General features: G+C 72.1%; 15 protein-coding genes and 1 pseudogene. 13 read left to right on the forward strand and 3 right to left on the reverse strand.

The features are described from left to right. Positions 1–16: 16 nt before the first annotated feature. A pseudogene (locus OG852_RS03225) lies at positions 17–216 on the forward strand (transposase); the annotation flags it as partial. Positions 217–375: 159 nt separating this feature from the next. On the opposite strand, the gene OG852_RS03230 reads toward OG852_RS03225, so the two are convergent. Continuing rightward, on the reverse strand, positions 376–672 hold the full coding sequence (locus OG852_RS03230; RefSeq protein ID WP_330346994.1) for a DUF5959 family protein: 297 nt from the start codon (positions 670–672) through the stop codon (positions 376–378). A gap of 121 nt (positions 673–793) precedes the next feature. Next, a complete protein-coding gene (locus tag OG852_RS03235) occupies positions 794–2,104 on the reverse strand; it encodes a helix-turn-helix domain-containing protein (protein ID WP_133916939.1) in 1,311 nt (436 codons plus the stop codon). 186 nt (positions 2,105–2,290) lie between these two features. Between OG852_RS03235 and OG852_RS03240 the strand changes: the two genes are divergently transcribed. From OG852_RS03240 to OG852_RS03265, 6 genes are all read left to right on the forward strand, one after another. Beyond that, positions 2,291–3,016 carry a response regulator transcription factor gene (locus tag OG852_RS03240; protein ID WP_133916940.1) on the forward strand — a complete coding sequence of 242 codons (726 nt, stop codon included), beginning with the start codon at positions 2,291–2,293 and terminating at the stop codon, positions 3,014–3,016. A gap of 1 nt (position 3,017) precedes the next feature. Further along, complete coding sequence (locus tag OG852_RS03245) at positions 3,018–4,502, forward strand: sensor histidine kinase (protein WP_330346995.1); 1,485 nt, start codon at positions 3,018–3,020, stop codon at positions 4,500–4,502. A gap of 539 nt (positions 4,503–5,041) precedes the next feature. Further along, on the forward strand, positions 5,042–6,094 hold the full coding sequence (locus OG852_RS03250) for a sensor histidine kinase (protein ID WP_133916942.1): 1,053 nt from the start codon (positions 5,042–5,044) through the stop codon (positions 6,092–6,094). Between the two features lie 479 nt (positions 6,095–6,573). Then, the gene (locus OG852_RS03255) at positions 6,574–9,327 is read left to right on the forward strand and encodes a LuxR C-terminal-related transcriptional regulator (protein ID WP_330346996.1); all 2,754 of its coding nucleotides are present in this window, start codon (positions 6,574–6,576) and stop codon (positions 9,325–9,327) included. Further along, the gene (locus tag OG852_RS03260; protein WP_330346997.1) at positions 9,324–11,873 is read left to right on the forward strand and encodes an ATP-binding protein; all 2,550 of its coding nucleotides are present in this window, start codon (positions 9,324–9,326) and stop codon (positions 11,871–11,873) included. Before OG852_RS03255 ends, OG852_RS03260 begins: the two co-directional genes overlap by 4 nt. A gap of 66 nt (positions 11,874–11,939) precedes the next feature. After that, a complete protein-coding gene (locus OG852_RS03265; protein WP_133916945.1) occupies positions 11,940–14,822 on the forward strand; it encodes an AAA family ATPase in 2,883 nt (960 codons plus the stop codon). 50 nt (positions 14,823–14,872) lie between these two features. Here OG852_RS03265 and OG852_RS03270 read toward each other — a convergent pair whose 3' ends face one another. After that, positions 14,873–15,643 carry a thioesterase II family protein gene (locus tag OG852_RS03270; RefSeq protein ID WP_330346998.1) on the reverse strand — a complete coding sequence of 257 codons (771 nt, stop codon included), beginning with the start codon at positions 15,641–15,643 and terminating at the stop codon, positions 14,873–14,875. A gap of 293 nt (positions 15,644–15,936) precedes the next feature. Between OG852_RS03270 and OG852_RS03275 the strand changes: the two genes are divergently transcribed. From OG852_RS03275 to OG852_RS03300, 6 genes are all read left to right on the forward strand, one after another. Next, on the forward strand, positions 15,937–16,788 hold the full coding sequence (locus tag OG852_RS03275) for a metallophosphoesterase family protein (protein WP_133916947.1): 852 nt from the start codon (positions 15,937–15,939) through the stop codon (positions 16,786–16,788). Positions 16,789–16,793: 5 nt separating this feature from the next. Further along, entirely contained in the window at positions 16,794–17,543 is a 750-nt protein-coding gene (locus tag OG852_RS03280) for a 4'-phosphopantetheinyl transferase family protein (protein WP_443064640.1), read from the forward strand. 107 nt (positions 17,544–17,650) lie between these two features. After that, a complete protein-coding gene (locus tag OG852_RS03285; RefSeq protein WP_133916949.1) occupies positions 17,651–19,135 on the forward strand; it encodes an NDP-hexose 2,3-dehydratase family protein in 1,485 nt (494 codons plus the stop codon). After that, positions 19,119–19,901 carry an NAD-dependent epimerase/dehydratase family protein gene (locus OG852_RS03290; RefSeq protein WP_330346999.1) on the forward strand — a complete coding sequence of 261 codons (783 nt, stop codon included), beginning with the start codon at positions 19,119–19,121 and terminating at the stop codon, positions 19,899–19,901. The genes OG852_RS03285 and OG852_RS03290 overlap by 17 nt, the downstream gene beginning before the upstream one ends. 82 nt (positions 19,902–19,983) lie before the next feature. Further along, entirely contained in the window at positions 19,984–20,952 is a 969-nt protein-coding gene (locus OG852_RS03295; RefSeq protein WP_330347000.1) for an ABC transporter ATP-binding protein, read from the forward strand. Positions 20,953–20,955: 3 nt separating this feature from the next. After that, positions 20,956–21,723, forward strand: a complete 768-nt coding sequence (locus OG852_RS03300; RefSeq protein ID WP_133916952.1) for an ABC transporter permease — start codon at positions 20,956–20,958, stop codon at positions 21,721–21,723. Positions 21,724–21,730: the final 7 nt, after the last annotated feature.

A 21,730-nucleotide genomic window follows, 5' to 3' on the forward strand; every position in this document is an offset into this window, starting at 1 on the left:
GGATGTCGACGACTAGTTGTGGGCGGTCATCGCGCCGCTGCCGCCCGAGGTGGAGCGTCGCACCCGGTATCAGGGCGCGAACGGCATCCGGACCGGCTGGTGTTCCAGGGCATCCTGCTCGTCCCGCACACTGGGATCGCCTGGGACCACTTGCCGTGGGCACTCGGCCTCGGTTCGGGGATGACCTGCTGGCGGCGCCTGGCTGAGTGGACCGAGACCCGTGGATGTCGGAGCCGCGCTCGATGCCGCGGCGGGCGGTCCGGTCTTGGTGGAGCTCGCCGAGCAGGACCTCGTGGAAGTCTTCCTCACCCTCGGATGCGCACTCATCTGCTTGCGCCGACTGGCAGAATCCCCTGTGTCTCGAAGAGGGCTGGATCAGCGCACGGCGGGCGTCCCGTGCTCTTCGTTGAGCGCCCGCACCTGGATGTCAGGGCTGCGGTCGTCGTCCGTCCGGCAGACGTCACCGCCGGCGGCAAGTGTGTCCAGAGCCTCCGACCAGCCGGCCAGGTCCTTGGGAGACAGCGACAGTGCCGAGCGACCGTTCACAAAGCCGCTCTCGATGAGGACCTCCGCATCGAGTAGGTCGTGGAGTGGCAGCACCCCTGGCATACGACGGCCCAGCACTCTTACTCGGAAGCGGTTGTCACCATCCGAGAGATGGATCAGATCCACGGTGGTACCACCGCCCTGCCTCAGCCGTCACGGCACATGGTGCGGGCAGGCGCCTTCCGCCACCAGCACATCGCCAGAGCGGCGTCCGTCGTGGCGGGCTTTCGCGCCGTTCAGGAGGGAGCTAGGCCGTGGCGGTCTGGGGCGCGCCGTGGCGGGCTCGGACCTGGTGGGCCGCCGTGTGCAGCGGCGACGGGAGGGACATGCCTCGGGGAGCCGGGATGAGAGGGCGGGGCGCGACCGCGGCGGGGGCGGGCGGACCGTCCGCGACGGCAGCGTGGTCGCCGACGACAGAGGGGTCCCAGGGGTCCGACGCGTCCGTCGTAGCCGTCGGTTCGGACCAGGTCAGACCCGCGCTGCGCTGGAACCGGGTGACGGCGGCGACGGCGAGGGCCGCTCGCAGGGTGCACAGGCCACGCAGCCCGTCGAGGCGCTGGCCGGTGAGCAGGCCGATCCGCTGAAGGCGCCGGTCGAGTGTGTTGCGGTGGATGCCCAGCCGCTCACAGGCGCGGTGACGGACACCGTCGGCGGCGATGAGGGCGGTCAGGGTGTCCCAGAGGACGGGCTGCTCGTTCAACGGCTCGACCATTTTGAGCAGCCGCTCGGAAACGGCCGGGGTCTCCGCCGCGCCGTACTCGACCAGGACGTCGTCGAGGCCGTACACCCCGGGCGGACAGTCGAGGGCGAGGAGCGTGGCGCAGATCCCGTCGGCGACCGTCACTCCGCCCGCCTCCTGTTCCGCCCCTGCGTCCGACGCGCGGACGGACGGGTCCTGCCAGTGCACCGCGATCCAGACGTCGCCCGGGAGATCCTTGTGTGCTTCGCGGGCGAGGGCGACGGCCTCTTCCTGAGAGGCCGCCGTCAGCAGCACGTGGGCCCCTTCGTCGGAGACCGGCACCACCGCGGCAGCCAGACCTCGGAAGACGCGGTCGATGTCGGCGATCGTGCAGGACAGGGCGCGCACGGCCAGCAGCGCCCGGGCCGTGCCCGCCACCTCCTGGGTGGGGTGCGCGGGGACCTCCTCCCGGGGAGGCTCCGGCTCGTACTCACCGCCGGTCCCCACCTCGAAGAAGCCGCAGTTCAGCTCCCGGGCCACGAGTCGGCCGGCGTCGCCGAGCCGCAGCACCATCACCTCGTGGGTCAGGGCGTCCGTGTCGCGGGCGCCCACCGTGCACCGGTTGATGAGATGGCGGGTCAAGCCGCCCACCATGCCGAGCAGTTCGTCGAGCGAGCGGCCGCGTCGCGCCCACGCCCGCCCCTCCGCACGGATACGAGCCGCGCTCTGCCAGCTCCAGTCCCCTTGGCCGGACACCACCTCGGTCAGCGCCGAGAAGATCTCCCACCGGACTCTGCGGCGTCCTTCGTCGACATCCTCGATCCCCTCCGGGGTGAAGAGAGGATGAAGGTCAGGTACGGCCTCCGCGTATGTGGTCATGTCGGGAGAGCAAAGTCCACGAACTTCAGAGGTACATCAAAGTCTCCTCAGAGCACGATCGGAGAACGATCTGCGGGATCATCCCTGTGCCATCATGACGAGGACAGCAGGTGATCCCGTCTTCCTCGATTCCGCGGGCAGATCTCGACAACAATGGGTTCTTACCGACTTCATGGTGCGCACACGATGAACCAGAGCGACACGTCCTCGAAAACGACCGTGCTCGTCGTGGAGGACGAGTCCAGCATCGCCTCCATGCTCTCCATGGCGCTGCAATTCCTCGGATTCGAGGTCGTCACCGCCGGCCGGGGAAGCGAGGCTCTCGCCCTGGCGACCCACCGTGCCCCGGACGTGATACTGCTCGACATCGTCCTTCCGGACATGGACGGATTCGCGGTCTGCCGGGGGCTGCGGGGCGCGGGCGTCAATGCCCCCGTCCTGTTCGTGACCGCCCGCGACGCGATGGAGGACAAGGTCCGGGGCCTCGAACTCGCCGACGACTACGTCACCAAGCCGTTCGACCTCAACGAGGTGGTGGCCCGGATCCGGGCCGTCATGCGCCGCGGACGTGAGCTCGTGCCGGTCAACGGCCGCAGGTTGCGCGCCGGTTGGGTGGAGCTGGACCAGGACACGCGCGAGGTCTGGCGGCACGGCGAGCTCGTGCAGCTGTCGTCGACGGAATTCGCGTTATTGCGCTATCTCCTGAAGAACGCGGACCAGGTCATCTCCAAGGCACAGATGCTGGACCACGTGTGGAGCTACGACTTCCGGGGGGAGTCGGGAATCGTCGAGACGTACATCTACTACCTGCGCCGCAAACTGGGCGACACCGACCAGACGCTGATACACACCGTTCGCGGGGCGGGCTATCTCGTGCGGTCGACCCCTCCCGAGCCCGTCAGGGAGGACTGAGGTGTCCACCGCCGCGTGCGCCGCCCCGAGGCGTCGCAAGGGCCGGGACGCCCGGGTCCGTCCCGCCCCCAAGTCCGCGGTCCGCAGGCTCACCTGGGGCTTCCTCGTCATCGCGGCGCTCAGTGTGCTCGGTGCCGACCTCTACTGCGCGTCCGCACTGGCGCACCGTCTGAGGGAGCGCACCGACGAGCAGATCACCCAGAGCCACCGCTTCCGGCTGGAGGCACTGCGTGCGGGGCGGGGCCTGTCTCCGGCGCAGGACGGCTCGGCGTCCCTGGTGACCGACGGCCGGGGTGCCGTACGTCTGTCGACGGGGCCCGCGACCCTGCTCGACTCCCTTCCGGAATCGGCGAAGCAGTTGCGTGAGCGGGCCGGCACCGATCACCCGCTGCCGGTGGAGGGCCGAGCGGCCCGGGCGATCGTGGACCGGCTGCCGGACGGCGCGTACCTGGTGACCGCGCGGTCGACGAGCGCGGACGCGGCGACTGTGCGGACGCTGGTGGGCATCGAGACCGTCACCGGCGTCCCCCTGATCGTCGTCCTCTCCCTGGCCGTCCTGTGGGGCAGTCGGCGGGCCTTCGTCTCCGTGCGCGAGATGTCGTGTGACGCCCGGCGGATCGCGGAGGGCCGTGCCGAGCCCTCGGAGGGCGTTCCGGTCGTGACGCACCCGCTCAGGGAGTTGCGGAGCGCCGCCGACACGTACAACTACCTGCTGCGGCGCATCGAGGAGGACTCGGTGCGCCGGCGTCGGGAGGAGCACTGGCTGTGCGAACTCGTGGACGCCGCCAGTCATGAACTGCGCACCCCTCTCACCACCATCACCGGATACACGCAACTGGCCCTGATCAGGGCACTGGACGACCCGAATCGACGGGACCAGGCGATGGAGCAGGTCCAGAAGGAGTCCCAGCGCCTGAGCGGCCTGGTCGAGGACATGTTGCTGCTGGCGCGGCTGGGGCTCGGCGGGGTGCTCGACCAACGGCCTGTGGACCTGGCCCAACTCTGCCATCAGGCGGTGACCCGGGCCCAGACCCCGGGCACTCCGCGCACGCTGCGCTGCGTGGTGGAGTCCTTCCCCCACTGGGTGAAGGGGGATCTGCTAACGCTGCAGCGGGCGATCGACAACCTGCTCTCCAACGTGCTGGCCCACACCCCAGAGGAGACCTCCGCCCAGGTCCGGTTGGGACTGGACGGTGACCGCCATGTCATCGATGTGATCGACGACGGCCCCGGCGTGGCCGAGTCCGTGCGGGACCGCATCTTCGAACCCTTCTTCCGCGCGGCGAGCGCCACGCCGAAGGATCCTCAGGTGCCCCCGCGCCCCGGCCGCGGACTCGGGCTGAGCGTGGCGGCCGCGGTGGTCACCGCACACGGCGGTTCGATCGGTCTCGAACCGTCCGAACGGGGCGCGTGGTTCCGTGTCAGTCTGCCCGCCACGGGAAGAGGGCGGCTCCTCGACACCGCCTCACCGGGGCAGCGGCCCTGATCCGGACCGACGCGGCAGGGCCCGGCACACGGGCCGGACCGGCACCACGCATCCCGGTGAAATCCAGGGATTCCCCTAGATCCACGCAGCGGCAGTGCGTCACGGACGCGCGTGTTGCCTGCAATCCGGCCGTGGGGGGCAGCCGGGGACCCCGGGGACCGCGTGCCGGTCCACCCCGCGCCCCAACGACGCCTTTGACCAGCGCTTTCCTTCCGAGAGCCGCCGTGCGGGCAGGCGGCCGCGGGTGCCTCACTGCCGGACGTACGGTCGGCTGGGCTCCCGCGCCAGGAGGATCGGTGCCGTGCCGCCCCGAATCCGCGGCGCCACGCCTCCATGTCCGCCTCCGCCCTTCCCACCTGGCTTTATGTCGTCGTCGACACCCATAGCTCGTTGTAACGTCCTCATCACGCGAGACTTGCCGACACGAGTAGGCGCTTGGGTATCGTGCCGCCAAGCAAGGCTTGATTTCGTTGTGTTGGCGCAAGGCACCTGGAACGGGCGGTGAGGTGTACCTTCGACAGACCAGCGAGGAGGCCGCGATGCCGGTGCCTCAGCTCCTGACCCCGCCTCGGACCCGGTACAGACGTGCGGCGGTCCATGTCCTGTCCCTCGTGGTCGTTCTCTTCGCCCTGTCCACCGGGCCTACGCCGGGCCGAGGGCCGGCTCCGACGGTCGGGGCGGGCACCGCGTACGCGACGAACCGCCACCCGGTCGTGACCGGTCGCGGCGAGCGGGTGGCCGTGATCGACGTCGGCGCGTCGACCTTGGGAGCGATGGGGCCGATGTCGACGCTGCGCGCCCCTGGTTCCGGAGCGTTGCTCAAACTGGCGCTGCTCTCCGTGCCGTTGTTGTTCGCCGTCGGGCTCGGCGCCGAACTGCTCAGGGAGCGCGACCGACGACGCAAGTCCGAGCAGCGCCTGCTGGCGTTCGTGGCGACCGCCTGCCATGAGCTGCGCAATCCGCTCACCGCGATATCCGGGTATGTCCAGTTGGCCCGACTCAGCGGGCTCACCGACGTGGAGAAGTTCGACCTGGTCATGGCCCGCATGTCGGACGAGACCCGCCGCATGTCGGGCCTCCTGGACGAGTTGATGCTGCTCGCCCGGCTCGACCTGGGCCAGCCGCTGCGTCGCGAACCGGTCAACCTCGCGCAGTTGTGCCGCGAGGCGGTGGCCGACGCCCAGGCCTGCTCCCCGCACCATCCGATCCGGCTCACGATCCTGCCGGGCACCCACGGGGTCCACGGTGACCGGGACCGTCTCTACCAGGCGGTCGCCAACCTGCTGGCGAACGTGCGGCATCACACGCCCGGTGGCACCCGCACCGCTCTGGGCCTGGGCACCGAGGACGGCTTCCGGGTCATCGAGGTCATCGACGACGGACCGGGCATACCCGCCGAGTTGCGCCAGTCGGCCTTCGAACGGTTCGTCCACGGCGGGCAGGCGGCACCCCCGGCGGGACAGGCGGACGCCGGCGGCGGAAACGGCCTGGGCCTCAGTGTCGTGGCGGCCATCGTCAGCGCGCACGGCGGCACGGTGTCCCTGGAACCCGGCCGCCGGGGGGCGTGGTTCCGCATCCGGCTGCCCGCCTGAGCCGAATTCCCGGCTGCATCGGTACGGGAAATGCCTGCGCGCAATGCCCGCAAGTCAGCCGCCCGTGAAATTGGACTCAATTCAAGGTTATTCACACACCGCGCCCCGTTCACACCACCTCCGCACCCGAGCGAATTGGATGAACCGGACACAATGCCCGCCGGCGCCGACACTTCAGGACTTTTTCCGGCGCCGCCGCGACACGCTCCCAAACCATTCCCCTCACCGGTCCTTCACAGCGCACACATGTTGACAGAGCGAATCGGCTACAATCCAGAGCGTTGTGTGTGCTGACCGTGAACCAAGAACAAAGCGCTGTAGACCGTTTACGAAACGGTGCGCGCCTAATGCCCTTCACCCATGGGCCCTTGTGAGCTGAACCCCCAGCTCCCGTTGTCCGCACCCAACCTCCCCGCTCCTTTTCCCTCCCCGCACAGAGCCCATCAAGTGTCCGTCCCCACAGAACATTCGGTGGCCCCGTGAACCTCACCTCGGCCTTACCGGCCCATCGATCACCGAGCACGAGTGAGACCCCGGCCGAACCCCTGGTGGGCAGATCCGCGCTGCTCTCGGCGCTGATCGACCTCATCCCCCGGACCGGCTCGGGCTCAGTCCCCGGCGTGATGCTGACAGGCCCCGTAGGAATCGGCCGCAGCGCGGTACTGCGCGCCTTCTGCGACCTTGTGCCACCCCAGACGTCCGTGCTGCGCGCCGGCCTCGCGGACGGAACCTGGTACGACTCCCTCGGTGCCGCACGCGGGCACGAACCCCCCGGCCGGCATCCGCGGGCCGAGGGCCCTCTGTCCTGCCACCAGCTCCACGAGACGGTGGTGGCACTGTGCCGGCGCGGACCCGTGGTCCTGGCCGTGGACGACGCACACCTGTCCCGCCCGCAGACACTGCGCGCCCTCGACTACGTCCTCCGCAGATCCCTCGGGCTGCCGCTGCTGCCGGTCATCACCGCGGCCCCCGTCGCCGAACCACCGGCCCTCGTCTCGCTGCTCACCCACCATGCGTGGACCACGGTCGCGTTGGCCCCCCTGCCCGACAGCGACATCGCCGAACTGCTCACCCGGAGGCTGGGGCACACTCCCTGCCCGGTCCTGCTGCGTGCCTGCCTGGAGCGCTCCGAGGGCATCCCCTCGGCCGTACACGCCTTCGTCGACCGGCACTCCGGTGCCCAACGTGCGACAGGCGACGGGACGGGCCCCACGGCGTACCAAAGCCCGGAAGCTCTCCCCTCCTCCGCCTCCACCGTCCTGTCCGCCGTGGCCGTACTGGGGTGCTCCGACGCGGAGTTGGTGAGCGAACTGATCCGGATGCCGCTGCCCGCCGTACGGCGCGCTCTGGACCACCTCACCGAACGCCGCCTCCTACCCCTCCCCCCGGGAGCGCCGGCGGAGGGCCCCACCGACCACGTACCGGACGGCCTGTCCGGCGACGACCTCATTCCGCTGTACGCCCGCGCCGCCCGCCTCCTGGAGGACGCCGGCCGCCCGCCGGCCCAGGTGGCGGACGTACTCCTGCGGATCCGCTACGGCGGCGCGCCGTGGATGCTGGAGACCCTCTACAGCGCGGCCCTGTCCGCCGCGTCACCGAGGGCCGCCGTACGCTACCTGTCACACGCCCTGGACATCGGTGCCGGCGAGAACACCCGCATGCTCCGCCGGATCAGGGCCCTGCTGGCCGACACGCTCAGCACCACCGCGCCGAACCTGGCGGTCCACCACCTGAGCACCCTGCTGACGAGCAGCACCGACGGACACGAACTCGCCGCCATCGCCCTGCGGTACGCCGACACCCTCGTCGTGCTCGGCCGCGGCGACGACGCGGCCCGGCTGCTGGCCGACGTGCTGGAGCACCGGCCCGGTTCCGGGAAGGTCGTCGTTCCTCCGGACTGCAGACCCGCCCTGGAGTCCGCCCTGCTGCTCACCGGCGCGCTGGGCCCCGAAACCATGCACTGGGTCAGGGAACGCTCCCGGATGTGCGGCGAGCCCGTCGGCAACAGCCCCGGCGACCGCCGGCTGCGGCTCGCCCGCGCCGCGCTGTCGGTGCTCAGCGGCCGCCCCGTGAGCGAGCCCCCCCGCCCTCCCGCGGTCGAGGGCCCGGGCACCCCCCTCGACGATCTGTCGCTGATCGCCTCCGCGGTCGTCACCAACCTCACCGACGACAACACCACGGCACTCGAGACGCTCGACCGGCTCCTGGCCAACCCGCTCAGAGGGGAGCTCGACCCCAGCCGGATCCACGCCCTCACGGTCCGGGCCCTGGTCCTGAGCGCGACAGGAGACCTGCCCGCGGCGGAACGGGACAGTCGGCACGCCCTGGAACTCGAACGCCGGCGCGGGGGCCCCGCCGTCACATCCGCCGTCGTCTTCGCCTATGTGCTCGCCCAGCGCGGCACCACGGCGGCCGCCGCGGCCGTCCTCTCGCAGGTGGACTGCGCGGAACTGCGACGACTCTCCTACATCCACCCCGTGTACTACTGGGCGACGGCCGCCGTGCGACGCGCCCGGGACGACCTGCGCGGCGCGCTGATCGCGCTGCGCGCCAGCGGCCGGGCGCTCGGCCCTCAGGGCGCCGAGTCCCCTCTGGTGCTGCCGTGGTGGCTGGAGGCAGCGGATCTGCTGACGGAACTGGGCCGCCCGGCCGAGGCCCGCCAGGTCGCCGCCCAGGGCGGCGCACTCGGCGCCCGCTCCGACACCCCGCGTGGCGCCGGACTGATCCTGCTGGCCCGCGGCCTGGCCACGCCGGGGCGCGCAGGGCACCGGCTCCTCGACGACGCCTGCGCGCGACTGGCCGAATCCCCCGCCCGGCTGCTGCGGGCGCGCGCCGAGTACGCGCTGGGCGCCGCCCTGCTCGACGACGGCGACCCCCTGGCCGCCCGGCCCCGGCTCCGGACCGCGCTGGATCTCATGATCGGGTGCGGGGCGGGCAACGCCGCCGAAGGCATCCGGCTCCGGCTCACCGAGGCGGGCGGGCGGCCCCGTCGGCTCACCAACCTCCCGGACGACGCGTTGACGGCACGGGAGCGCCGGGTCGCCGCCCTCGCGATGGCCGGCCGCTCCAACCGGGAGATAGCCGAAGCGCTCTACATCACGCGGCGCACGGTCGAACTGCACCTGACCCACACCTATCAGAAGCTCGGCGTGAGCGGCCGGGAGGAGCTCCCGGACGTCCTGCGGGCCCCCTCCCGGCCCCGTGCGACCCGGGCCCGTGAGGGGGAGCTGTGAGCAGCCCGCCGGACCGTCTGACGACACCCCAAAAGCCCTTCCTGCTCCAGTTGGCGTCGCTGGACGGCTTCACACCGCTGTACGGACGGCAGGCCGAGCAAGCGGCGCTGCTGCGCATGACGAACCGGCTGGCCGTCGGACAACCGGGCGTGACGGTGGTCCACGGTGTCCCGGGCGCCGGACGCAGCCGTCTGCTGCGGCGGGGCATGTCCCTCGCCCGGGTCGCCGGTGTCCAGGTGCTCACCGCGGTGGGCACGGCCCCGTCCCCGCCCGCCCCGTACGCCTTCGTACGACAGCTGCGGACGATCCGGTCCGCGGCGGGCGGCCCGGCCCCCGCCGCGGAGCCGCCCACGGAGGACTCGGTGCAGGGGTGGTGCCGCTACCTCCTGGCCGCGAGCCGGCCGACCCTCCTCGTCCTGGACGACGTCCAGTGGGCGGACCCGGAGTCGGTGCGGGTGATCTCGGGGCTGCTGCGGCGGCTCGCCTCGGCGCCGCTCGGGGTGCTGCTGTCGGTCACCAGCGCCGACGGCGAGTTCCCCGACACCTGCGCGGAGCTCCTGGACCAGGCGGCCGCCTTCCCGGACGGCCTCGGACTGTCACTCGGACTGGGACCGCTCGGTCTGCCCGAGCTCCACGCGATGTGCACCGCGTCAGGGCTGCCCGTCCCGGAGGCATCCGACGGCACCTGGTGGGAGAGCGTCTTCCGCCTCACCCGTGGCAGTCCCTGGGTGATGGTGCGGGCCCTGGACACACTGCGCCGCGAGCCCGCCCTGGTGTCCGCCGTCGGCCTGCGGACGGCGCTCTCCCAGCAGATCGCGGCAGCGGACGGGGACCGGGCCACCGAGTCGGCCGCGAAACTGCGCTCTGGACCGCTCGCGCTGATCCAGGGTCTCGCCGTCTGCCGGGGGCTGCTCCCGCTGGACCGGGTCGCGGCCCTCGTAGGCCTGGACGACACCGAACTTCCGTGCGCTGTGAGGACGTTGCGGGTGCACGGTCTGATCGGCCCGGATGATCCGCCGCAGCTGCGGATGACCGGCTGCGCGGCGGGGCTGCTGACCGGTGTGGACGGCGACGAGCGTAAGCGGCTGCACGCGCAGGCGGCCCGCTGGGCGCACCGCTGTGACGCCGACGAGGAGGCGCTGGCCGCTCTGCTCCTGAACACCGTGCCGCTGGGTGAACCCTGGGTTCCGTCGGTGTTGCGCCGCGCCTCCCGCACCCTGCTCGCGCGCGGTCGGCACGCCGAGGCCGCGGAACTGCTGGAGCGGGCGCTGCGCGAGCCGCTGCACCCGGCGGAGCGCGCCGAAGTGCTCCTGGAGGCCGCCGAGGCGTACGCGGTGATCGCGCCCGAGGCGTCGGACCGCAGGATCGCGGAGCTGTTGTCCGCGACGCAGGTCCGTCGGCAGGTACGTGCCGCCGCCACAGACCTCCTGCTCAGCCGCGGCGAACCCCATCCCATGCTCACCGGGTCGGCCCGGTTCCGCGCACGGTACGGCCTGGGGCCGACGGGTGTCCCCCCGGTGAGCTCCCCGAGCCGGCCCACGGACGTCCTGCGCCCCGGGCCGTCCACGGCACACGAGGCCGGGACGGCTGCCGAGTCCGAGCCGGGTCCGGACACCCGTGCGGCCCTGCTCGCGGTGAAGGCGTGGCGGCAGACGGCGTGTGGACACGACGCGGCCGCAGTGCGCGAGATCGCTCTGGAGGCGTTGCGCGAGCCGCTCGACGAGGCGCTGTCCCCCCGGTTCACCGCCTGCTGGGCGTTGTCCGTCGCGGACGCCCACGACGCCGCTCGCGACGCGCTGGACGTGGCGCTCGCCGAGGCCGGACGTCGCCGCAGCCCCGCCCTCGTGGGGTGGGGACGGCTGCTGCGCGCTCAGCTGAATCTCCAGGCGGGTGCCCCGGACACGGCCGCGCACGACCTCAACTCGTGCCGCTCCCTGGCACCGGCCGAGGTGTGGGGTCCCAGACGGCTCCCCTTGCTCCGGGCGATGGAGATCCGCCTGCTCGTGGCGCGGGAACGCTACGCGGAGGCCGGCCGGCTGGCCGGTGAGGAATTGCCGCCCGGTGCGGACGAGAGCGGAACCTGGATTCATCTGCTCTACGCACGCGCACAGTTGTACCTCTGCCAGGGGCGCCCCCGGCAGGCGCTGGTCGAAGCCGAGGAGTGCGGTCGGCGCACGGCGGCCCGTGGGTGGTCCAACCCCGGGCTGGTGGCCTGGCGTTCCCTGGCCGCCTTGGCCCACCTGGGCTGTGGTGACTCCGATCGGGCTGCGGAGCTCTTCGCCGAGGAGTCGTGGCTGGCCGAGCGGTGGGGCACCGGCTCCGCCCGGGCCTGGGCCGACCTGCGCCGTGGTTTCGGCTCTCCGGCGCCGCAGACGGCCCGGCTGACCGACCGCGCGCTGCGCGGGCTCGGGCCCGACCTCGCGTCCCGGCGTTACGTCCAGGCCGTCGTCGCCCGGGAGGCGGCCGGATCGCGCCAGGGGCGACGGGCCGACAGCGCGTCTCCGGCATCCGAGACCCAGGACGGCGGCCCTTCGAGGGGCCCATGACGCCGCGCACCGAAACACCCCGCACCGCTCCCAGGCTCAACCACACCGCGCAAGGAGGCCGCTGGCATGCTGCTCGAGCGGCAGAACGAACTGCAAGAGGCAGCCGAGGCTCTCCGGCTCGCCGCGCACGGCAATGGATCCATGGTCGTGATCAGCGGGCCGCCCGGAATCGGAAAGTCGGCCGTCCTGTCGGAGATCGGTGAACTCGCCGCGGGCCTGGCCACCGGTCCCGCGGCCGGCTCCGCGGCGCCTGGCCGCCCCCTGGTGATGCGTGCCTATGCCGCTCCCTCGGAGCGTTCCTTCTCCTTGGGTGTCACCCGCCAACTGCTGGAACCGGTGCTCAAGTCGGGTGCGTTCGTCGGCCGATGGTGCTCGGGGCCGGCCCGGCCCGCGCTCGCCTTCCTCCAGGGCGACCCCGAGTCGCCCCGGCAGCACACGGCGACGACGGTCCGCGCTCTGCTGTCCATGGTGGAGAACATGAGCCAGGACCGCACCCCGGTCCTGCTCATCGACGATCTTCACTGGGCGGACGAGGGCACCCTGGACTGGCTGGACCAGTTGGCGCACCAGGTGCCCCATCGGGGAATCCTGGTCGCCGCGACCGTCTGCGAGGGAGAGCCCCCGGCGGAGCCGCCCGGTGTCCGCCCGGTCGCCGCCGCCGAGCACACCCTGTTCCCGGCCCCGCTCGGCACGGCGTCGGTGGACGCCCTGATCCTGGAGCGCCTGGGCGTGCCGGCCGACGCCGAGTTCACCGTCGCGTGTCACGACGCCACGCGCGGGAATCCGCTGCACCTCGTATCGCTCCTCCAGGAGTGTCAGTCCCGCGGCATCGCCCCGGTGGCCGCCGAGGCGCCCAAGGTGGCCACGCTGGTGCCGCCGGCGCTGCGCAGGCGGCTGCTGCTGTGTCTTCGGGAACAGCCGCCGTCCGTGCTGGCCGCGGCGCGCGCGTTGCAGGTCCTCGGGGACGAGGCCGATCCGCAGGTGGTGGGTGAACTGGCCGGTCTCGACCGGGTGGACCAGGAGAGCAGTCTCTGCCGGCTGCGCCGGCTCACGCTGCTCGTCCGTCGGGGCACCACCCTCGGACTGGCCCATCGGGCGGTGCACGAGGTGATCGAGGACTCCATGCCACCGGGCGAACGCAACCGGCTGCATCTGAGGGCCGCCGCACTGCTGCGTTACCGGGGCAGCGCGCCCGAGCGGGTGGCCCGCCATCTCCTCGCCACCACCGCCCCGCTCGACGACGACTCGTTGGCGGCGCTGCGCGGCGCCGCCAAGGCGGCCACGCTGCGCGGGGCCCCGGAGACGGCGGCGCGTTATCTGCGCCGGGCGCTGCGCGACGTACCGCCGCACAGCGAGGAGCGTGCCCTGTTGCTCGTGGAACTGGCGACGGTGGAGCGCAGTTTCGCACCGTCGGTGGCGGTCCGGCACATCACCCAGGCGTTCCCGCTGCTGGCCGGCGCCCGGGCCCGGGCCGAGGCGCTGCTGACGCTGACGCCGGTGGCGACCGGTGCCACGCTGCTGTCGCTGGGTGACGCGATGCGGCAGACGGCGCAGGAGCTGACCGCCGCGGAGGCGCGGACTCTCGGCGGGCAGTCGCTGGAACCGCGGCTGGAGGCCCGGCTGCACCGTCTCTGCGACATCGATCCGTCGGTGCTCGCCTCGGCGTCGGACCGGCTGACCGGACTGGGCCCGCGGCCGGAGATGACGGACGCGGGGCAGCGGGAGTTGCTGGTGGCCCTGCTGTACACCCTGACGGTGTCCGCCGCGCTGCCCGCCGCGCAGATCAGGACGCTCGCGGCCCGGGTACTGGAACACGAGCCGGCGCGCGCGGCCCATGTGCACACCATGCTGCCGCTGGTGGTGCCGGTCTCGGTCACCGTCGACTTCATCGCGGGACTGATGCCCTGGCTGGACACGGCCCTGGCCGACGCGGAGCGCCGGGGCGGCCTGCTGGAACAGTCGGTGGTGCTCAGTGAGCAGGCGCTGGTCCTGCTCGCCCAGGGCAGGCTGACGGCGGCGCGGGAGCGGGCGGTGCGGGCCTGGTCGCTGATCGGCCCCGAGGAGGCGAGCGCGCTCTCGATCATCGCCCTGGCCATGGTGGCGCTGCGCACCCGCGAGGCGGAACTGGTCGACGGGCTGCCCGAGCGGATCCGCGCGGTGCACGAGAACTGCGTGCTGACCGGGCTGCTCACCATGGTGCGGGGCATGCAGGCGGAGCGGCGGCACGAGCCGGCCATGGCCGTGGAGTACTTCCTCGACGCCGAGTACGCCCTGGAACGCACCGGCTGGCGCAATCCGGTGCTCGCGCCGTCGGCGTACTGGGCGGCACGCGCCTTGCACCGCGCGGGTGAGGCCGGGCGAGCCGAGCAGATGTGCGAGCGGCACCTCGAACAGGCGCGGGCCTGGGGTGCCCCCTCGGGTCTCGGCCGCGCGCTGGCGCTCCAGGCGGCCGTGACGGGCGCGGCCTCGGCACCGAGGCTGCTGCGGGAGGCCGCCGGGGTGCTGGAGGGTTCCGCCGACCTCCTCACGAGGGCGTCGGTTCTGCTGCGGCTCGCGGAGGCGGTGGCGCCCCGCCACGAGGCGGAGGCGGAGGCGGCGCTGCGTACGTCGTACGAGCTGGCCGTGGAGTGCGGCGCCTCGCGGATCGCTGATCGCGCGCAGGAGCTGCTGGGACCGGCGGCGGCCGGTGTCCCGACGCGGGGGCGGCTGACGGCGGCGGAGCGGATGGTGGCGCAGATGGCCGTGGAGGGCCTGACCAATCAGGCCATCGCGGACACCCTCGGTGTCTCCCGGCGGGCCGTGGAGAAACATCTGACGAGCTGCTACCGCAAGATGTCCACGTCCGGCCGTTCCGGACTCGCGAGCGCCCTCGAGGAGGCGGGCCTGTTGGAACCGACGGGCTCGTCGGTTCCGCCCGCCGAAACGATCCGCCCCCAGGGAGCGGCCTGAGCGCGCGGCGGGTCGTGGGCCGAGGACGGCCGCTCGGCAGCGGGCGACGGTCAGGTGTCCTGGAGCGCGGTGTGTGAGGTGACGTGCTCGTCGAGGATCTTCAGCACGTCCGCGGCTCGGCTGTTGAGGTAGAAGTGGCCGCCCGGCATGACGCGCAGCTCGAAGTCCGCGGTGGTGTGCTTCTCCCAGTCCTGGGCCTCGTCGAGAGATGTCTTGGGGTCGCTGTCGCCGACGAGCGCGGTGACCGGGCAGTCCACCGTCGCGTCGGGAGCACACCGGTAGGTCTCCACGGCCCGGTAGTCGCCCCGGAGCGCCGGAAGGATCATGCGGATCAGTTCCTCGTCCTCCAGCAGCCGGTCGTCGGTGCCGCTCATGGACTTGACTTCGGCGATGATGCCGTCGTCGTCGCGGCGGTGGACGTTCTCGTCGCGGTGGCGGGACGGAGCGCGCCGGCCCGAGGCGAACAGCCGTACCGGGCCGCTTCCCTCCCGCTCGAACCGCCGGGCGACCTCGAAGGCGACGAGGGCTCCCATGCTGTGACCGAAGAAGGTCAGCGGGCGGTCGTCCCAGGCGCGCAGCACCTGGTGGACCTGGTCCGCCAGGGTGCCGATGTCGTCGATCAGCGGCTCGTGGCGCCGGTCCTGACGGCCCGGGTACTGCACGGCGACGACATCGACGCGCGGGCTGAGCGCGGTGGCCACGGGGCTGTAGTAGCTGGCCGAGCCGCCGGCGTGGGGGAAGCAGACCAGGCGGTGGGCGGCCTCGGGAGCCGGGGCGAACCGTCGGCACCACAGGCCGTCGTCTGCGGGGAAGGCACTCACGCTGTTCGTCCGTCCTCTGTCAGGTGGATTGCGTCGCTCTGGATCACTGGTGTGCTCCAACGGGTGTGTCGCCACTATCGGGCACCGGTCGCCCGCACCGGCCCGCGCGGCCCGAAGTCTGGTCGTTTCCCCCGTACTTGAGGCCGTGGGGCGGCTGCGCGTTGTGCGGCGGGAGGGGACGGTGGCATAAAGCTGAGCGCCGGACGCGCATTCGAGGCGCCGGACCGCCAGCAAGGAGCTCCCATGCCCACCAGCACCGATCCACGGCCCCCGACGGGCGAAGTACGCACACGGTGAGCCGTGTCCCGGGCGGCAGGCTCTACGCGGTCAGTGACCTGCACGTCGCCTACGAGCAGAACCGCGCCGTGGTGCGGCGGCTGCGCCCGTCCGATCCCTCCGACTGGCTGATCGTCGCCGGGGACATCGGGGAGCTGACGGCGGACGTCGAGTGGGTGCTGCGGCTGCTCGCGGAGCGGTTCTCGACCGTGGTGTGGGTACCGGGCAACCACGAGCTGTGGACGCACCCCGACGATCCGGTGCCCCTGCGCGGCGAGGCCCGCTATCGCGGCCTGGTCGAACTGTGCCGCTCGCTGGGCGTGCTGACCCCGGAGGACCCGTACGTCCAGTGGCCCGGCCCGGACGGACCGGTGGTGATCGCGCCGCTGTTCCTGCTGTACGACTACTCCTTCCTGCCGCCGGGCGCCACCGGCACCGCGGACGCGCTGGCCCGGGCGGAGAAGGCGGGGGTGGTCGCCACCGACGAGTTCCTGCTGCACAGCGACCCCTACCCGGACCGCGCGGCCTGGTGCCGGGCCCGGGTGGCGTACACCCGCGGGCGGCTGGACGCCTGTCCGCCCGACCTGCCGACCGTGCTGGTGAACCACTTCCCGCTGGTCCGCGAGCCCACCCGCATCCTGCGGTACCCGGAGTTCGCGCTGTGGTGCGGCACCACCGCCACCCACGACTGGCACCGGCGCTACCGGGCGGCCACCGTCGTCTACGGCCATCTGCACATCCCCCGCACCACCTGGCACGACGGGGTACCGCACCGCGAGGTGTCGCTGGGCTACCCGCGCGAGTGGCAGGCCCGCGGCATGCCCGATCCGTTGCTGCGCGAGATCCTGCCCCGGCGAGGTGCCCGATGACGTCGCTGATGCGCCGCCTGCTGCCGGACACCGTCGAAGTGACGGAGGTGCGGGGGGAGTTGACCGCACCGCCGCTGTTCGCGGAGGAGGAGGCGGTGGTGGCGCGGGCCGTGGACAAGCGCCGGCGCGAGTTCGCCACCGGGCGGCGCTGCGCCCGTCTGTCGCTGGCCGCGCTGGGACTTCCGGCGCAACCACTGCTGCCCGGACCGCAGGGAGAGCCCGGCTGGCCCGCCGGAGTGGTCGGCGCGATGTCCCACTGCGAGGGCTACCGGGTGGCGGCGGTCGCCAGGGCCACCGATCTGGCGGCGCTGGGCGTCGACGCCGAGACGGCGGCCCGGCTGCCGGACGGCGTGCTGGAGGCGGTGTCGTTGCCCGAGGAACGCGACGACCTGGCCCGGCACGGGCGAACGGCGCCGGAAGTGCCCTGGGACCGGCTGCTGTTCAGCGCCAAGGAATCCGTCTACAAGGTGTGGTTCCCGCTCGCCCGCCGGCCGCTGGGGTTCGAGGAGGCGCGGCTGCGCTTCACCCGGGAGCGGGACGTCGCCGGCGCGGCGTGCGGCACGTTCCAGGTCGGGCTGCTGGTGCCGGTTCCCCCGGAGTTCTCGGGTCCGGTGGGCGGCGCCGGGCTCACCGGCCGATGGCTGGTCGACGAGGGGCTGGTGCTGACCGCGCTGGCGCCCGCCGCGCGCCGGTCCGGTGACGGGCCGCGCCCCGTCGAGCCGACCGGCCGGGCCGCGGTCCGGCACCCGGGGTGAGGGTTCACCCCGGCACCTGACGCCCGCCGCGTCGGCCCCGGCTCCACAGGCCCCGGGCAGCTGCCGGGGGCGCCTCGATCCGATGACGATCCGATGGAGAGGCAGCGATGCCCCAGCTCAACACGACCGGTCCCGAGCCCGACACCGACGCGGTCCTCGCCGCTCGGCTCGCCCTCTCCGCGACGGCCGTCGGGGGCGAGGTGATGTCCGACGTCGAGTTCTTCGACTGGTTCGACCAGCGCCGCCGCACCCACAGCCAACAGGTGCGCCGCAGCACCTTCGCCGACATGTCCGGCTGGGACTTCGTCCCGGACACCGGCGATCTGGCGCATCGCAGCGGACGGTTCTTCACCGTGCGCGGCATGCGGGTGCGCACCGACTTCGGTCCGGTGCCGGAGTGGACCCAGCCGATCATCAGGCAGCCGGAGATAGGCATCCTCGGTCTCGCGGTCCGCGAGACCAACGGGGTGCTCCACTGTCTGATGCAGGCCAAGTCCGAGCCGGGCAACGTCAACGGGGTGCAGCTGTCGCCGACCGTGCAGGCGACCAGGAGCAACTACACCAGGGTGCACGGTGGTGCGTCGGTGCCCTATCTGGACTTCTTCCGGGAACCGGAGGCACGGGGCCGCCGGGTGCTGGCCGATGTTCTCCAGTCCGAGCAGGGCTCGTGGTTCTTCTGCAAGCGCAACCGCAACATGATCGTGGAGGTCGGCCCGGAGGTGGAGGCGGACGAGGACTTCTGCTGGCTGACGCTACGGCAGGTCAACGCATTGCTGCACTACGAGAACCTGGTCAACATGGACGCGCGCACGGTGCTCTCCTGTCTGCCGGACTGGCACCACGGCGCCGGGCCGGCCACCGGTGTCCACTCGGACGTGGCGATCCGCAGCTGGATCACCACCCAGCAGAGCGAACGCGAGGTCAGCGCCTCCCTGTTGCCCCTGAGCGAGGTCGAGGGACGCGACTGGTTCCGCGCGGAGGACCGTATCTCCCACGCGCGGGGCCTGTTCTTCAGCATCGTGCCGGTGGACGTCCTGTCCAACTCGCGTGAGGTGGCCTCCTGGTCGCAGCCGCTGCTCGAACCGCACGGCATCGGGGTGGTGGCGATGCTGGTGCGCCGGATCGACGGCGTGGCGCACTGTCTGGTGCAGGCCCGGGTCGAGCCGGGGTATCTGGATGTCGTCGAACTCGGCGCCACCGTGCAGTGCACCCCCGAGAACTACGCCCATCTGCCGGCGGCGGCCCGTCCCCGCTTCCTCGACCTGGTGACGGAGGCCCGTCCGGAGCAGGTGCTCTTCGACACGGTGCTGTCCGAGGAGGGCGGCCGGTTCCTGAACGCGCAGAACCGGTACCTGATCATCGAGGTCGACGACAGTGTTCCCGCCGAGGTCCCGGCCGACTACCGCTGGGTGACGCTGCGTCAGCTCGGTGAGCTGCTGAAGTACAGCCACTACGTCAATGTGCAGGCCCGGACGCTGGTCGCGGCCCTGCGCAGCGTCGCGGGGATCTCGCCCGGCCTGCCGCTGGCGGAAGTGCGGGGAAGCGGGGCGGTCTCCGCCGGGGAGGGGGCCGGCCGTGCGGATCATCGGTGACGGCTTCCTGGCCCGTAGCCTGAGCGAGGCCTTCGGGGACCGTTTCCCCGACGTGACCGCGCTCGCCTCCGGGGTCTCCAGCACGTCCACCACGGAACCCGCCGCGTACGACCGTGAGGCCGGACTCCTCTACGACGTACTGGACGAGTGCCGGGCGGGCGGCCGCAGACTGCTGTTCTTCTCCACCGCCTCCTTCTCCCTGTACGGCTTCACGGACCAAGCGGTGGACGAGACGGGCCCCCTGCGGCCGCCGACCACGTACGGCCGGCACAAGCTGGCGCTGGAGAGCGTGGTGCGCCACTCGGGCGTCGACCACCTGATCCTGCGGGTGAGCCACGCGGTGGGCCACCATCAGCGGCCGCACCAACTGCTGCCGACCCTCGTACGGCACGTCACGGAAGGCCGGGTGACGATCCATCAGGGCGCCCACCGTGACCTGCTGGACGTACGGGATCTCGTGCACGCGGTCGACAGGCTGCTGACGGACGGCGTGTCCGGCGAGGTGGTGAACGTGGCCTCGGGCGTCCCGCAGCCGGTGGAGTCGATCGTGACGGCCATCGAGGACCGTCTGGGCGTCAGGGCCCACCGTGTGCACCGCCCCGGCCCCACAGCCGTGACGCGGGCGTCCGTCGGACGCCTACGGCAGTTGGTGCCGGACTTCCGCGCCGCGGTCGCGGATCAGGACTATCTGGGCGCGTTGCTCGACGCGTATCTGCCGTACTACACCGCCCAGTCGCAGGACCTGACGGCGCTGCCCTCGCGATGACCGCGCCGAAGTCTGGGAGAACCCCTGGACAAATCCCCACCGGCACCGGCTGGAAGCGGTGGCTCCGCCTAGCGTGGACCGCATGATCGAGCTTGCGGGAGTGACCAAGCGGTACGGCGAGAAGGTGGTGGTCGACGACCTCACCTTCACCGTCCGGCCGGGCTGTGTCACCGGTTTCCTCGGCCCCAACGGAGCGGGCAAGTCCACCACGATGCGGATGATGCTCGGTCTGGACCGCCCCACGGGCGGGCGGGTCCTCATCGACGGCGAGCCCTACGCCCGGCTCAGGCAGCCGCTGCGCCGCATCGGCGCCCTGCTCGACGCGAAGGCGATGCACGGCGGCCGCAGCGCCTACCAGAACCTCAGGTGTCTGGCCCTCAGCAACGACATACCGCTGTCACGGGTCGGCGAGGTGCTCGAGGAGGTCGGGCTCGGCGCGGTCGCCACGAAGCGGCCCAAGGGCTTCTCGCTGGGCATGGGGCAGCGGCTCGGTATCGCCGCGGCGCTGCTCGGTGATCCGGAGATCGTGATGCTGGACGAGCCGGTCAACGGTCTCGACCCCGAGGGCATCCACTGGATCCGGACCCTGATGAAACGGCTCGCGGCGGAGGGCCGCACGGTGTTCGTCTCCAGCCATCTGATGAGCGAGATGGCGCTGACCGCCGATCACCTGGTCGTCATCGGCCGCGGCAGGCTGCTCGCCGACACCGGTATGCAGGAGTTCATCGACCACAACTCCCGTTCGTCCGTGCGGATCCGCACCCCCGAGCCGGAGAAGTTGCGGGACGCCCTCGCGGCGGCCGGCATCCCGGCCACCGAGACCGCCGCTGGGGCCTTCGAGGTGACCGGGACCCCGGTGGAGCGGCTCGGTGAGCTGGCCCTGGAGCACCAGGTCCTGCTGCACGAACTGAGCCCGCAGCACGCCTCGCTGGAAGAAGCGTTCATCGCCCTGACCGGTGAGGCGGCCGAGTACCGCACGGGCGGGCCCGCCGCCGACAGCGCGTCGAGCGCCGGCGAGAGCACGCCGCAGTCCACCGGAACGGAGTCCTGACCCATGTCCGCACCCACCGCGACCCTGCGCTCCGAGTGGGCCAAACTCACCACCGTCCGCTCCACGGGGTGGACCCTGTTCGCCGCGTTCGCCGTGACCGTGGCCTTCGGCACGCTGGTGAGCGCGCTCTCCAACGCCAACTACGACGATCTGTCGCAGCAGGACAAGCTCGCCTTCGACCCCGCCGGGACCAGCTTCACCGGCGGCCTCCTCGGCCAGCTGGCGTTGATCGCGTTCGGGGTGATGGTCATCGGCGGCGAGTACAGCACCGGAGCGATCCGCAACTCGCTGGCGGCGGTGCCTCGGCGCGGCCTCTTCTACGCCAGCAAGGTGACGGTGGCGGCGGGGGCCGCCCTCGTCGTCAGCGTCGCCACCAGCTTCGTGACGTTCTTCGCCGGGCAGGCCGTGCTCGGGTCGCACAGCACCACCATCGGCGCGCACAACGTGCTCCGCGCGACACTGGGCGCGGGGCTCTACATGACGCTGATGGCCGTGTTCTCGATGGGCGTGGCCACCATGCTGCGCAGCTCCATGCTGTCCATGGGCATCCTGATGCCGTTCTTCTTCCTCGTCACCCAGATCCTCGCCTCGGTGCCGGGCGCGAAGAAGGTGGCGCACTACCTTCCCGACCAGGCCGGTGAGGCGATGGCGCGCGTGGTGCCGAGGTCGGACGTGCCCTATGGGCCGGGCGGCGGTCTGGTCATCATGCTGCTGTGGGTGGCCGCGGCGGTGCTCGGCGGGTACCTCGTGCTGCGCAACCGGGACGCGTGACCTTCCC

Origin of the sequence: Streptomyces sp. NBC_00582 (assembly GCF_036345155.1) — a bacterium.
Lineage (GTDB): Bacteria > Actinomycetota > Actinomycetes > Streptomycetales > Streptomycetaceae > Streptomyces.

Excerpts from the sequence above, each read along its gene's own strand:
- OG852_RS03235 (WP_133916939.1), bottom strand. The coding sequence starts at position 2,104 with ATGACCACATACGCGGAGGCCGTACCTGACCTTCATCCTCTCTTCACC.
- OG852_RS03240 (WP_133916940.1), top strand. The coding sequence starts at position 2,291 with ATGAACCAGAGCGACACGTCCTCGAAAACGACCGTGCTCGTCGTGGAG.
- OG852_RS03250 (WP_133916942.1), top strand. The coding sequence starts at position 5,042 with ATGCCGGTGCCTCAGCTCCTGACCCCGCCTCGGACCCGGTACAGACGT.
- OG852_RS03265 (WP_133916945.1), top strand. The coding sequence starts at position 11,940 with ATGCTGCTCGAGCGGCAGAACGAACTGCAAGAGGCAGCCGAGGCTCTC.
- OG852_RS03285 (WP_133916949.1), top strand. The coding sequence starts at position 17,651 with ATGCCCCAGCTCAACACGACCGGTCCCGAGCCCGACACCGACGCGGTC.
- OG852_RS03295 (WP_330347000.1), top strand. The coding sequence starts at position 19,984 with ATGATCGAGCTTGCGGGAGTGACCAAGCGGTACGGCGAGAAGGTGGTG.
- OG852_RS03300 (WP_133916952.1), top strand. The coding sequence starts at position 20,956 with ATGTCCGCACCCACCGCGACCCTGCGCTCCGAGTGGGCCAAACTCACC.